Source organism: Methylomonas sp. ZR1 (assembly GCF_013141865.1).
Taxonomy (GTDB): domain Bacteria; phylum Pseudomonadota; class Gammaproteobacteria; order Methylococcales; family Methylomonadaceae; genus Methylomonas.
Window position 1 is genome coordinate 3,476,635 of record NZ_RCST01000001.1, and the last position, 13,532, is coordinate 3,490,166.

Annotated in this window: 10 protein-coding genes; 3 read left to right on the plus strand and 7 right to left on the minus strand. The window is 55.2% G+C overall.

The features are described 5' to 3' along the window. Positions 1 to 5: 5 nt before the first annotated feature. From DDY07_RS15770 to DDY07_RS15780, 3 genes are read right to left on the minus strand one after another with little or no spacing between them, the layout of a single operon-like run. Positions 6 to 1,127, minus strand: coding sequence for an ABC transporter permease (locus tag DDY07_RS15770; protein WP_171696546.1), 1,122 nt, complete (start codon positions 1,125 to 1,127; stop codon positions 6 to 8). Beyond that, positions 1,124 to 2,905: an ATP-binding cassette domain-containing protein gene (locus DDY07_RS15775; RefSeq protein ID WP_367650885.1), complete on the minus strand. Its 1,782-nt coding sequence runs from the start codon at positions 2,903 to 2,905 to the stop codon at positions 1,124 to 1,126. The genes DDY07_RS15770 and DDY07_RS15775 overlap by 4 nt, the downstream gene beginning before the upstream one ends. Then, positions 2,902 to 3,930: an efflux RND transporter periplasmic adaptor subunit gene (locus tag DDY07_RS15780; RefSeq protein ID WP_171696547.1), complete on the minus strand. Its 1,029-nt coding sequence runs from the start codon at positions 3,928 to 3,930 to the stop codon at positions 2,902 to 2,904. The genes DDY07_RS15775 and DDY07_RS15780 overlap by 4 nt, the downstream gene beginning before the upstream one ends. 166 nt (positions 3,931 to 4,096) lie before the next feature. Here DDY07_RS15780 and DDY07_RS15785 point away from each other — a divergent pair, with 166 nt between their 5' ends. From DDY07_RS15785 to DDY07_RS15795, 3 genes are all read left to right on the plus strand, one after another. Next, positions 4,097 to 4,849, plus strand: coding sequence for a peptidase (locus DDY07_RS15785; protein ID WP_033156074.1), 753 nt, complete (start codon positions 4,097 to 4,099; stop codon positions 4,847 to 4,849). Between the two features lie 308 nt (positions 4,850 to 5,157). Next, the gene (locus DDY07_RS15790) at positions 5,158 to 5,952 is read left to right on the plus strand and encodes a 1-acyl-sn-glycerol-3-phosphate acyltransferase (RefSeq protein ID WP_171696548.1); all 795 of its coding nucleotides are present in this window, start codon (positions 5,158 to 5,160) and stop codon (positions 5,950 to 5,952) included. Then, positions 5,933 to 6,190 carry a phosphopantetheine-binding protein gene (locus tag DDY07_RS15795; protein WP_033156072.1) on the plus strand — a complete coding sequence of 86 codons (258 nt, stop codon included), beginning with the start codon at positions 5,933 to 5,935 and terminating at the stop codon, positions 6,188 to 6,190. Before DDY07_RS15790 ends, DDY07_RS15795 begins: the two co-directional genes overlap by 20 nt. A 26-nt stretch (positions 6,191 to 6,216) precedes the next feature. On the opposite strand, the gene DDY07_RS15800 is transcribed toward DDY07_RS15795, so the two are convergent. The 4 genes from DDY07_RS15800 to gcvP all read right to left on the minus strand — a co-directional run bounded on the left by DDY07_RS15800 (position 6,217) and on the right by gcvP (position 13,532). Continuing rightward, positions 6,217 to 8,109 carry a diguanylate cyclase gene (locus DDY07_RS15800; RefSeq protein ID WP_171696549.1) on the minus strand — a complete coding sequence of 631 codons (1,893 nt, stop codon included), beginning with the start codon at positions 8,107 to 8,109 and terminating at the stop codon, positions 6,217 to 6,219. Between the two features lie 797 nt (positions 8,110 to 8,906). Beyond that, complete coding sequence (locus DDY07_RS15805; RefSeq protein ID WP_171696550.1) at positions 8,907 to 9,167, minus strand: hypothetical protein; 261 nt, start codon at positions 9,165 to 9,167, stop codon at positions 8,907 to 8,909. Between the two features lie 59 nt (positions 9,168 to 9,226). Then, the gene (locus tag DDY07_RS15810) at positions 9,227 to 10,627 is read right to left on the minus strand and encodes a 3'-5' exonuclease family protein (RefSeq protein ID WP_171696551.1); all 1,401 of its coding nucleotides are present in this window, start codon (positions 10,625 to 10,627) and stop codon (positions 9,227 to 9,229) included. Continuing rightward, the gene (gcvP, locus tag DDY07_RS15815; RefSeq protein WP_171696552.1) at positions 10,611 to 13,532 is read right to left on the minus strand and encodes an aminomethyl-transferring glycine dehydrogenase; all 2,922 of its coding nucleotides are present in this window, start codon (positions 13,530 to 13,532) and stop codon (positions 10,611 to 10,613) included. The genes DDY07_RS15810 and gcvP overlap by 17 nt, the downstream gene beginning before the upstream one ends.

The window sequence follows — 13,532 nt, forward strand, 5'->3', positions numbered from 1 at the left end:
ACTCGTCACTCCAGGCGGCGCGGCGCCCGCCACAAGGCCAACGCCAAAAACGCCGACGCCATCAGAAATAAGGCCAATGCGTTGGGCAAAATCACTTCCCAAATATCGCCAGCCAGAAATACGGTCTGCAAAATTGCCACAAAATAACGCGCCGCCACCAGATGGGTAAACAGTTGCACCGGCCACGGCATACTGTCTATATTAAAAATGAATCCAGACAGGATAAAGGCCGGCAGGAAGGTGACGACAATCGCAATCTGCCCGGCGACAAACTGATTCTTCGCCGCAATCGAAATCAGCAAACCCATGCCTAGCGCCGCCAGCAAAAATAATGTGCCCGCCACCAGCAACACCCACAAAGAACCGATCAAGGGCACCTGAAACAAAAACACCGCCATGCCTATCGACAGCAACATGCCGCCCATGCCCAGCAGGTAATACGGAATCAATTTGCCGAGCAGCACTTCGCGGACACTGACCGGTGTGGAAATCAGGGCCTCCATGGTGCCGCGCTCCCATTCGCGGGCCATCACCAAAGCGGTCAGCAAGGCGCCGATCAAAGTCATAATCACCGCAATCAAGCCCGGCACCAGAAAATTGCGGCTACGCAAGGCGCTGTTGTACCAAACTCGGGCGGCCAATTGCACTGGCTGCGGCACTTCCTGCCCCTGCCAAGCGGCACGAGCGTTGATCCAGGTTTCCCAGACACCCTGCACATAACCGCTGGTCAGGCGGGCGGTATTGGCGTCCACGCCATTGACAATGACCTGAATCGGCGCCGGTTCGTTGCCGCTCAGCCGCTTTTCGAAATCGGCCTGCAAATGCACGATGGCGTTGATTTTTCGGGTCAGTAAGGCCTGCCGAGCCTCGCGCAGGTCGCGGAAGTAATGCGCCTGAAAATAGTCCGAATAATCGAAGCCGGCGCTAAAACTGCGCGACGCCGGCGAGACCTGCTCGATGACCAGGCCTACTGGCACGCGGCGGGCATCCAGCGACACCCCGTAACCGAACAGCAACAGCAAGAACACCGGCATCGCAAACGCAATCGCCAGGCTGCTTGGGTCGCGCAGCACTTGTAAAAACTCCTTGCGAATCAAGCCCAACAGGCGCTGGCTGGCGGCACTCATCCGGCCGACGCTCCTGTAAGTTCCAGCAAGCGAATGAAAGCTTCTTCCATCGTCTCGGCCGGCGCTTGCTCGGCGGACTGACTGCGGCTACGAATCTCGGCCGGCGTGCCGGCGGCCAGGATGTCGCCCTCGCGCATGATTAACAGCCGGTCGCAATATTCGGCTTCTTCCATGAAATGCGTAGTGACCAATATCGTCACGCCTTGCGCCGCCAGGCTATTGATGCGATTCCAAAACTCGCGGCGCGCCAGCGGATCGATGCCGGAAGTCGGTTCGTCGAGAAACAGAATCTCGGGCTCGTGCATCAGCGCGCAAGCCAGCGCCAGCCGTTGTTTGTAACCCAGCGGCAGATCGACGCTATTGGTGTCGGCAAATTCCGTCAGATCAAACTCTTGAAGCGCCCAGGCTATACGCTCTGTTCGCCGCTTATGGCGTAAACCGTAGGCATGGCTGAAAAACTGTAGATTTTGTTTGACCGACAATTGTCCATATAAGGAAAACTTCTGCGACATATAGCCCAGTCTGGCCCTGGCCTGGGCTGCCGCATTGCGCAAATCCAGGCCGGCCACCCGCAAGCGGCCGTTGCTGGCTGGTAGCAAGCCGCATAACATTCGGAATGTCGTGGTCTTACCGGCGCCGTTGGCACCAAGCAAGCCGAAAATCTCGCCGTGCCTCACCTCGAAAGACAGTTTCTTAACCGCCTGAAAATTACCGAACCAACGGTCAACTTGCTCGACTTCAATCACTGCTGCGTGCTCTGTCGCCAAAAACCGCGAACCATTGCCGGGTACAAAACAGACGGTTTCCACTGGCGACTTTTCCTCGTGCCGAGCCAGCAACAGCATGATAAAAGCATCTTCCAAACGCGGCGGCACCGGGGTAATTCGCACTTGCTCGGCAGTATCGAATATCGCCTTCCAATCCGGCTGGCAAGCAGGACGCGCCACGGCCCGCACCGCGTCCCCCTGTACCACCGAGTCGATTAGATCGGCATGCATCTGCAAACGCTGTTGCAGCATGCGTTTACCCAGTACCGGACTGGACAGCTGGTAACTGCAAGCCTCCGCCAGACGATGAAAGCCGGCCGGTGCATCCTGATGCAGAATTTCGCCACTATCCAGCAATACCACCTGCTGGCAACGCTCGGCTTCATCCATGTACGCCGTGCTAAGTAAGACCGTGGTGCCGAATTCTGCTACCAAGGACTCGATAATTTGCCACAACTCGCGGCGCGACAAGGGATCGACACCAACCGACGGTTCGTCCAGCAGCAATAATTTTGGCCGATTCAACAAGGTGCAGGCCAAACCCAGTTTTTGTTTCATACCGCCGGATAGCCGGCCGGCCAGACGCTGATTGAATTTTTGCAGATTGGTCATGCGCATCAACTCAGCGAAGCGCTGCTGCCTGTCCTGCGGCGATATGCCGTAAAGGTCGGCGTAAAGATTGAGGTTTTCCAGCACGCTCAAGTCCTCATAAAGACCAAAACGCTGGGGCATATAGCCGATTATTTGGTGCAATTGGGCGCTGGCTACGGCCGTATCCAAACCAAAACTGCTTATGCTGCCGCTATTGGGCAACAACAAGCCGGCCGCCAAGCATAATAAGGTAGTTTTACCGGCACCGTCCGGGCCAACCAAGGCCGTGACTTGGCCGAGCGACAGCCTCAAGGAAACATCCCGCAAGGCCGGCACGACCCGTTCACCGGCGGTAAAGCGTTTGTTTACCGCCGTGAAGATCAACGGCGCCGGTGCGGCATCGGCCGCGATGGCAATCACGGCGCGGGTTCGCAGCTCGGTTGTGCCATCGGTGCTTGCCGGGTGTCTATCGTCACGGTGACCGGCATCCCCAGCCGCAATTGATCGTCCGGGTCGCAGGCGTAGATCCGCACCTGATAGACCAGGCTGGTGCGCAGCTCGGTGGTTTCCACCGATTTCGGCGTAAATTCGGCCGTCGGCGACATGTACCCTACCCAACCCCGATAGCTTTTATCCGGAAAGCTGTCGCTGGCCAAACTAGCCGGCAGACCATAACGCAGTCGTCCCAAATCAGCTTCCGCCACATAGGTTCTAGCCCAAAACGGCTCGCGCAAGGCCAACGTCAATACCGGCTTTTGCGCATTGGCCATGTCGCCGGGCTCCAGGATGCGGTTCTGGACGACACCATCCTGCGGCGCATACAAGCGCGCATCGGCTAAGACTTTATCAGCCAGCTGTAACGCGGCCTGATCAGCTTTCAGTTGTGCTTGCGCCGCTTGAATATCTTCCCGGCGCGGGCCGATTTCAGTCAGCGCATATTGCTGTTTCAAGGCTTGCAAACTCTGCTGGGCCGCGTCGTATTGGGCTTGCGCCCGATCCAGGGACTCGGCGGAGCTTAGTTTGCGTTTAACCAGCACTTGTAAACGGGCCAACTCTTTCTTAGCCAGCACCACCGCCGCTTCCGCCGCTTTGACATCATTGCCGGCCTTGCCGATTTCCTGCGGCCGCGAACCGTGCAGCAGCTTATCCAGCTGATGTTGTTGCACATCCACTTTGGCTGCGGCCTGGTCGCGGCTGTATTCAAAGCGCTCCAACGCTTGCGTCGCCAACAATTGACCGCGTTTGACCCGCTCGCCTTCCTGAACCAGGATCTGCTCGACGCGCTCCGGATCGTGAAAACTCAGTTCAACTTGGCGAATATCTATGTTGCCGTATAGGATCAAGGCATCGGTATGCCGATTTCCCTCCTTCAGATAAAAACCGCTGGCGACCAGCACAACGGCGGCTACTCCCCCAACGAGATACAGGCCTGGTTTACTAATCATCTATGAATTACCCGCCGCTGATTTAAACGTGTCGGCTCAGTATACTGAAAGCCGAGCCTGAGATGCATCTAACAACTTACCCCGCCAGTTAATCGATACTGTCCTTGGCCTTTACGCAGCTTCTTTAGTACACTGCGGGCAACCTTATTTTTCAGGCGCAGAGCGTATGACTTATTGTATTGCTGTCTCTCTAAAAGACGGACTGGTATTAACGTCGGATTCCAGAACCAACGCCGGCATCGACAATGTCAGCATTTACGGCAAAATGCACCCATTTTGTACCGCATCTGATCGGAAAATCGTGCTGCTCAGTGCCGGCAATCTGGCTACCACGCAGGCCGTGATCGACCAGTTAAAACGCGATATGAAAGAAGAGACCGAAGTGAATCTGGATACGGTCAACTATCTGTCGGAAGCCGCCGCCTATCTGGGGCGGATCAGCGTCGAAAAGCAGCGCCGTCATGTGGATGCCGGACAAAGCAGCTTCAATCCGTCCGCCACTTTTATTTTGGCGGGGCAAATCGGCCAGGAGCCGCACGGCGCTTATTTGATTTATCCGGAAGGCAATTGCATCACTACCTCGCGGCAGACCCCTTATCTGCAAATCGGCGAAAACAAATACGGCAAACCGGTGCTGGACCGGTTTTTAAAAATCGATACCGCACTGCACGAAGCCGGGCGTTGCTGCTTAATTTCGATGGACTCAACGATGCGCAGTAATGCCAGCGTCGGCGCGCCGGTGGAGCTGTTGATTTATCACCGGGATACGCTGACGCTGGACGAGTACTATTGCTTCCAGGAAGACAACGAATACTTAAGCAAAATCCGCAAGATGTGGCACGAAAAGCTGAAAGAAGCCTTCGCCACCTTACCGCAGTTCAGCAAAGAGGATTCCCGTCCGCTGCCGGGCTGCATATAACGTCCACGCTTCATCCTAACTTGGGGCTATGGCACACAGATCATAGTTCCAAGCGGCTTCATTTATGTTGGGCATAGCCAATCCCGTTCGCCCTGAGGCAGGGTGGGTGGGGGTTCTGCTCAGAAACTACCCCAGAGTGCTCTACCTATCGCATCCATGCAAGGTTTACAACCGCCGCAACTGATTTCAGGTTTATCGTCGATAACTCGTCACAATAGCCAGTAACCGCTACAATTGCCGACCCTAATCCAATTCCTGCCCGCCGACCCAACCATGTTGCAGTTCGGCGATCAGAACCGCAGCTGGCGATGGCACAAACTCTAATTCAAAAAATCGATTACGGCTGGCGTTTACTGGCCACTGCGATCAGCTTTACCAGCTTCGGAATCGGCGGCGTGATGCTGTGGCTGTTGGTGTTTCCGCTCTTGGCAATATGGCCGGGCAGCCGCGCCGAAAAAGCCGGCCGCGGCCAATACACGGTGCATCTGAGTTTTTATATGTTTATAGGCTTGATGCACAGATTGGGCGTCATGAGCTATGAAGTGATCGGCTTGGAAAAACTCAACCGTCCCCGCCAGCTGATTGTCGCCAACCACCCGACGCTGGTGGATGTGGTGTTTTTAATCAGCCGAATCAAACAAGCCAACTGCATCGTCAAGGCCAGCCTGTGGCACAACCCGGCGATGCGCGGCCCAATCTTGAATGCCGGCTATATCAGCAACGCCGATTCTGAAACGATGGTCAATGACTGCGCCGCTTGGCTGCAAAACGGCGGCACCATGATTATTTTTCCGGAAGGCACTCGCTCGGTGCCAGGCCAGCCTTATCGTTTTCAACGTGGCGCCGCAGCCATTGCTTTACAAGCCGATAGTATAATCACGCCGGTAACGCTGACGTGTAAACCCAGCACCCTCACCAAAACTCAAGCCTGGTACCAAATCCCGCAGCGGCGTTTTCATTTGCAAATGATCGTCGGCGAGGATGTGGAATTGCAGCCTTTCCGGGAGTTGCAACCGCGCTCGATAGCGGTGCGGCGTTTAACGCGGTATTTACAGGATTATTTTACTCAACAACGAGAACGCCATGAGCGAGATGGAAACTGAATTAAAGCACCTGATTATCGACACGCTGGCGCTGGAAGATGTCGATGCGGCGGACATCGACAGCCACGCCGCGCTGTTCAACGACGGCCTGGGCCTGGACTCTATAGACGCACTGGAACTGGGATTGGCGATACGTAAAAAGTATCAGGTAAAAATTGATGCCGAACGCGACGATGTGGTGAAAATCTTCGGTTCCGTGGCGGCCTTGGCGCAGTTTATCGAAGCAGCGCGGAGTTGAGCGGATTTTGACTAGCCGATGCAATCCTAATCTTGCGGCGAAAAACGACAGACCTTATTCCGACCGCTGTGTTTGGCTTGATACAAACCCTTATCGGCCAAATTCAGCAAATCGCCGATGCTGCTGTTTTTATCCGTCAGCGTAGCCACGCCAATTGATACGGTAAATTGCAATTCCAACCCCGATTCAACCGGAATCACGCTATCCGCCACTACACTTCGGAGTCGTTCCGCCACCTCAAGGGCTTTAAGCAAGCCGGTTTCCGGTAATAAGATCGCAAATTCCTCGCCGCCCATGCGCCCGGGGATGTCGATTTCCCGCAAAACCTCCACCAAAATGCAGCCCAGTTTTTGCAAGGCCTGATCGCCGGCAGCATGGCCGTAGTTGTCGTTGACGGCTTTAAAATAGTCGATGTCCAGCATCAGTACCGACAACGGGTTGCCGTAACGATCACTGCGCGCCAGCTCCGCTTCACCCTGCTCCATGAAATAGCGGCGATTGGCGATGCCGGTTAGATAATCGATACGCGCCTGGCGCTCCAGTTCCGCTTGCAGGGCTTTGCGCTCGCTGATGTCGCGCACGAACGCACAGTTATATTCCAGACCTTCGAAAACCAGATAATTCGCGGCCACTTCCACCGGAATTTCCCGACCGTCTTTACAGCGATGGATAGCTTCCATTTTTAACGCGCCTTTTTGTTTGACTTCCTGCCAGTGCGCGGGCCAATTTTCCGCCGTTAAATCCTTGTCTATATCCATTACCGAAAATGTCAGCAACTCCTCGCGGCTATAGCCCAATACTTGGCAGGCGGTGTTGTTTACAAATTGGAATCTGGCGTCAGCGGTTATCCAGTACAAACATTCAGTGGCTCTATCCACCGAAAACTGCGTCAGATGCAAAGCCTTTTCCGCCAGCTTGCGTTCGGTAACATCGTTGTAAATCGAGACAATTTCGCCGCCGGGCAATTTATACACATAATTTTCCCGCCAACCCTGAATCCGCTCATCACGGTAATATGAGGGCGGAAAAGCCTCCGGCGTCCCGGTTTTGGCGACCCGCCGCAATACATCCAACAGCCCGAATTCGAATACCCCCGGAAACATCTCGGTCAGTTTTTTACCGATCAATTCTTTGCGGGTGATTTTTTCGATCTGCTCGGCAGCCTTGTTAAAGCCGATGATAATGAAATCCCGGCCGTCCTCACTGGCCCGGTATACCGCCACGCCGCTACTCATGTGTTTGAATAATGCCGATAAGCGTGCTTCGCTGGCGGCCAGGGCGCGTTTTTCCAGCAGCAACTGCTGATTGTTTTGAAACAGTTGCTCGGTTCTTTCCTCGACGCGCCGATTCAGTTCGTTATTAAGCTCCGCCAGTTCCGTCGCCGCCAGTTTTTGCTGCAACCGGTCCGCACCGTGTTTGGCAAAGGCTTGCGCGAGTTGCGCGTACATTTCCGTGATGATTTCCAGCCGCTGCTTCGCAATGACCGGCACCTTGCTGATGCTTTGCAGATAACTAGATTCCTCGAATCCATATCGCCTGGCCTGGCTGCGGAAGAATTCCAGATCCGGAGGATCAATAAAACATTGACCGGTAAAAATATTGGCGACGTGCTGGCCCTCGACGATAATCGGCATAGCCGAATCTACCAACCCGTTCAGACATTTGTAGATTGCAAACTGCTCCCCCTTCAACATGCTTTCAACCAAGGCCGTATCGCTTTCTATGCAGTTACTGCAGGTGTTGTGGTTGACCCGATGAAATTTTACGCAGGCCTCTTGCCAGCCGGCGTTGGTGATAACAACGCCGTCGGTATCGATAATGGCGTTAGGTATGCCGATCACCCGGTACAAATCGTCCATCAGCGTTTGCAGACTGGCAAGATCGACAAGTTGGGCGTATTTGATGGTGTTTTCGGACATCAGCTGGTGTGGAATCGAGCAGTGAAGTTAACAGTCTGTCGTGTGAGCTTGATAATAGCAGCATTCCCGTGAAGCGGAACTGAAAAACACTGGATTTTGGCTAGCGATAAATACCCGGCAAGCTTTACAGGCATGGCATTGACGCGAAAGAATGCTTAGCAAGCATGCTATGGCGCCCAAGCTTGGCCGTTCGCCAACGGGCAAAGCACGGTCCAGCCGGAATTTCTCTCGCAACGATCCGAACAAGAAATTCAAGAAAGCATCGAACGCATCATTGGGCGGATGCGCAAAGCCCTATCCTCCGTTCAACGGACAAACGGCCTCCCAATGAACGGTTGCAACTTAGTCAATTTTTCTTGGCTCCCCATTGACGCGATAGGGTGCGCTAAATCTGATGTGCTGATGTTAGAAGGCGCACCTGTTGAGTTACTCAATGCCGTCAATATCTGGTTTTTCATTGTTATCTGGTTCCCACGCGCTGCGTGGGAACCACAATGTTCCGCACTGCGGTCACGCACTCCGCAGCGCGGCCAAGCCAGACATCCCCACGCAGCGCGTGGGAACGAGAAAATCTGTGCGCGTCACTTTGTTCAACACACGCTATGGCTCTGATTGATTTGCAACGGTTGGCATCGGTATTGATGACGTCTGGCGCAAAGTTATGGACGCTGGAAAAACGATTGGCGAGACAGGCCGAACATTTTGGGGTGGTTTATCACACGCCCTCGACCGCGAATTGACTGACATACGTTCTGTGCGGTTCGTTGCCTCACCACACGCTACTGGCTACGGGCTGGTTATTGCGCCTTGCGGCTTTTTTTAAATTTATTCAGCCCAAATATTACTACGCGAAAGATTGTACCTAGAACCAAACCAACGGCAAAAACGATAACAATTGCCCCGATTCCTGCTGCCCCTCCGGCCCCCCCGCTTCCTATGTTCACAACATGTAATATTTGAACGATAAAAATCATAGCGATTATGGATACCAGTAAAGAGCGCCACCCCAAAACAGCAAGCCCAATTCCGATAAACACCATTAGTAAAACAATAGCCACAACAGAATCCTATTTTTAATGCGCCTTTCAATTGGGAAAGTGTTAACGGCGGAAAATAGTCATTTACCTACCATTTCCAACATTCGCGACAACACTACAACCTCCGCCTTTTTCAACGACTTACTCAGCAGCATGTAAGTGTCCCGATCAAATGCTGGGCGACCGTTCTGCAAAAGCTCCTCGATGTCGGCTTCGTTTTTGGCTGTGCCTAGATAACACCAACGATCTATCACATGCAGTTCTTCGCCTTCGCGCACACCAATCGCGCCCCGATACGGCCAGACGGCGAGTTTGAGTTTTTGCATTGCAATCAATAGCCGCGCCGCGTGGGCCAGCGGCGCTTCCAAACCGACGCAGGCACCGCGGCATTTTTTGATCTGGTGGCCAAAGCAGGGCCGGCCGGCGGCGGTTTTCTCCAGGCCCAGTACGCTTAAACACAGGCCGTGCTGCTCGGCGACGCCGCGTAAGGCTTTCTGGGCGTCTCGCAGGTTGTGGTACAGGCCGTACAGATTATCCTGAGCGCCAAAATCCAGCTCGCCGGCCCAGATCAATACCGGCTTAAGCTGTTCGCCCTGTTGTTGCAACTGCCAGGCACACAAGGCGTTTTTACGGCGCAGGCGCTGGTTATGCACCGGCGTTTTTTCCTTGATCAAGCGCGCTTCCAGCAGTAGCGCGCCCAACTCGCCGGCGGTTTCGATCCAGTCAATTCGGCGTAATTGCTGAGCCAGACTCATCTCCTTGCTGTTCTTGTGGTCGGCGCCGAAATGCGCCAATACCCGGTTACGAATATTCACGCTTTTACCGATGTACAGCGGCAGATCGTTTTCGCCGTAGAACAGGTAAACGCCGGGGGTTTCCGGCAAATCGTGGATCAAGTTTGGGTCGATGTTGGACGGTAGGCTGGAGCGGCCGACCAGACGCTGGGCGGCTTGATCGACCACCGCCTCGGAAAACTGTTCGCAAGCCTGAGTCCAGAATTGGTGGATCAACTGGGCGTCGGCTAACGCCCGATGCCGGTCTTTGGCTTTTAAACCGTGGCGTTCGATCAGGCTATCCAGATTATGCCGGTGGTACTGCGGATACAAAGCCCGCGACAGTTTGACGGTACATAACACTTGCGGCCGAAAGGTCAGGCCGATCCGGCTAAATTCGTTCTTCAAAAAGCCGTAATCGAAGCGGGCGTTGTGAGCGATGAACAGCCGGCCTTCCAGTAATTCCGCCACTTCACCGGCCACTTGGGCAAAGCTGGGCATCTCGGCGACCATCTGGTTGCTGATGCCGGTCATTTGTTCGATGAACAACGGAATACGGGTTTGCGGGTTGACCAGTTGGTTCCATTCCCGCACGCCGTCTGCATCGACCAACACGATACCGATTTCGGTGATGCGATCCTTAGTGGCAGTCGCGCCGGTAGTTTCCAGGTCGACGAAGGCCAGCGGCTGGTTAACGAGTTTCGGCATCGCACTCCGTCGCGGCTTGCGCCCAATCCAGCGGGCAACTGCAAAACACATGGCGGTCGCCGTAGACACTGTCGATGCGGCCGACCGGCGGCCAGTACTTGTCATCGTGCTGGTGGCTATCCGGGAAAAAGGCTTTTTGCCGGGAATACGGCAAATGCCAGTCCTCCAGCAACAGGCGGTGGGTATGCGGCGCGTTGTGCAACACGTTGTGCTCCGGGTCGGCTGTGCCGGTCTCGATCTCGTGGATTTCCTCGCGGATCGCGATCATCGCCGCGCAAAAGCGGTCGATTTCGGTTTTGTTCTCGCTTTCGGTGGGTTCGATCATCAAGGTATCCGGCACCGGAAATGATACGGTCGGGGCATGGAAACCGTAATCGATCAGGCGTTTGGCGATGTCTTCGACCGTGACGTTGGCGGTTTTTTTAAAGGCGTGGCAATCGATGATGCATTCGTGCGCGACCCAGCCGTTGGCGTCGGTGTACAGAATCGGGTAATGCGAAGCCAGGCGGCGAGCGATGTAATTGGCGTTCATGATCGCGGTTAACGTGGCGCGGCGCAGGCCGGTAGCGCCCATCATCGCGATGTAGGCCCAGGAAATCGTCAAAATACTCGCCGAGCCCCACGGCGCCGCCGATACGGTACCGACCGTGCCGTGTTCGCCCTTGGCGGGATTGACGCCTTCCACGAGTGGGTGATCCGGCAAGTACGGCGCCAGATGCGCACCCACGCCGATAGGCCCTACGCCAGGACCGCCGCCGCCATGCGGAATGCAAAACGTCTTGTGCAAATTCAAATGCGCCACGTCCGCGCCGATCTTGCCGGGCCGACATAGGCCGACCAGGGCGTTGAAATTAGCGCCATCCATATACACCTGGCCGCCGTGTTGATGAACGATGTCGCAGATCTCCCGAAACGCTTGTTCGTAGACCCCGTGGGTGGACGGGTAGGTAATCATCAAGGCCGCCAGCGTATCCTTAAACTGCTCGGCTTTGGCGCGCAAATCGTCAACACTGACATTGCCTTGCTCGTCGCAAGCCACCACCACCACAGTCAATCCGGCCAGACTGGCGCTGGCCGGATTGGTGCCATGCGCGGACGCCGGGATCAGACAGACAGTGCGTTGGCCCTGACCATTGACTTGATGATACTTACGTATCACCAGCAAACCGGTGTACTCACCTTGCGAACCGGCATTGGGCTGCAACGAGAAGGCATCGAAGCCGGTCAGGTCGCAGAGCATATCTTCCAGTTCCGCGAACAACTGCTGATAGCCTTGGGCTTGATACAGCGGCACAAACGGATGCATGGCATTGAATTCGTAGAACGAGATGGCTTGCATTTCGGTGGCAGCGTTCAGTTTCATCGTGCACGAGCCTAGCGGGATCATCGCCCGGTCCAAGGCAATATCGCGGCGCGCCAGCCGGCGCATGTAACGCATCATCTCGGTTTCCGAATGGTACAGACTGAACACTGGATGGCTCAGAATTGCGTCGTCACGCAATAGCGTATCCGGGATGCATTCGCCCAACGTCGCATCCAACGCGGCGATGTCCGGCAATTCGGCAATCGGCGAAGCGAACACCTGCCATAAGGTGCGTAAATGCTCGCGGTTGGTGGTTTCGTCCAGGGAAATTCCCAGCGTATCGGCGTCGATAACCCGCAGATTGATATTCACATCAGCCGCCTGCGCGGCGATGCGGCGGGCCCGATTCGGCACACTGACCAGCACGGTATCGAAATAGCACTGGCTCAGCACGCGATGGCCGCTTTGCACCAAGCCCGCAGCCAGAATCTGCGCATAGCGATGCACCCGGCCGGCGATCAGCCGCAGACCTTCAGCGCCGTGATAGACCGCGTAAAACCCGGCAATCACCGCCAATAACACCTGGGATGTACAGATATTACTGGTGGCCTTATCGCGGCGAATGTGTTGCTCGCGGGTTTGCAGGGCCATTCGCAAAGCGATCTGGCCGTGACTGTCTTTGGACACACCAATCAAGCGCCCGGGCATCGAGCGCTTGAATTCGTCGCGGGTGGCAAAAAACGCCGCGTGCGGACCGCCGTAACCCATAGGCACACCAAACCTCTGAGCGCTGCCTACCGCAATGTCCACATCGAAGGCTGCGGGCGGTTTAAGCAGAACCAAACTCAGTAAATCAGCCGCTACCGTGACCAATGCTTGTTTGCCGTGGGCAATCGCGGTCGCCTCGGTCAGATCGCGGATTTCGCCGCTGGAGCCCGGATATTGCAGAATCAAGGCAAAGAAATCGTGTTGGGCCAGATTGTCGAACGGATCGGCGACCACCACGTTGTAGCCCAAGGAACCGGCCCGTGTCTGCACCACCGCGATGGTCTGCGGGTGACAATCTTTATCGATCAACACAGTGTTGGACGGGCTTTTTGCTAGCCGCCGCGACATGGTCATTGCTTCCGCCGCCGCAGTCGCTTCGTCCAATAAGGATGCATTGGCGATGTCCATGCCGGTCAAATCGATGATCATTTGCTGAAAATTCAGCAAAGCCTCCAGCCTACCCTGCCCGACTTCGGCTTGATATGGGGTGTAGGCGGTATACCAGCCGGGGTTTTCCAACACGTTACGCTTGATCACCGCCGGCATGATGGTGTCGTAGTAACCCATACCTATCATCGATACCAGCACCTTGTTGCGCTCGCGCATTTTGCGCAGGTATTTGATCACCGCCCGCTCGCTGATGGTATTGGTAAGTTTCAGCGGTTCGTGATTCAAAATATTGGCCGGAATCACTTGGCCGACAATCTGTTCCAGATCGCTCAAACCCAGCTCGGCCAGCATCTCCTGAGTCTGTTGAGCATTGGGACCGATGTGGCGTTGAATGAAGTTACCGCGCATTTCCAGTTGATCGAGACGGGCGTTTTTTGCAGACAT

Coding starts and splice junctions, on each gene's coding strand:
- DDY07_RS15770 (WP_171696546.1), bottom strand. CDS start 1,127: ATGAGTGCCGCCAGCCAGCGCCTGTTGGGCTTGATTCGCAAGGAGTTT.
- DDY07_RS15780 (WP_171696547.1), bottom strand. CDS start 3,930: ATGATTAGTAAACCAGGCCTGTATCTCGTTGGGGGAGTAGCCGCCGTT.
- DDY07_RS15785 (WP_033156074.1), top strand. CDS start 4,097: ATGACTTATTGTATTGCTGTCTCTCTAAAAGACGGACTGGTATTAACG.
- DDY07_RS15790 (WP_171696548.1), top strand. CDS start 5,158: ATGGCACAAACTCTAATTCAAAAAATCGATTACGGCTGGCGTTTACTG.
- DDY07_RS15795 (WP_033156072.1), top strand. CDS start 5,933: ATGAGCGAGATGGAAACTGAATTAAAGCACCTGATTATCGACACGCTG.
- DDY07_RS15800 (WP_171696549.1), bottom strand. CDS start 8,109: ATGTCCGAAAACACCATCAAATACGCCCAACTTGTCGATCTTGCCAGT.
- DDY07_RS15810 (WP_171696551.1), bottom strand. CDS start 10,627: ATGCCGAAACTCGTTAACCAGCCGCTGGCCTTCGTCGACCTGGAAACT.
- gcvP (WP_171696552.1), bottom strand. CDS start 13,532: ATGTCTGCAAAAAACGCCCGTCTCGATCAACTGGAAATGCGCGGTAAC.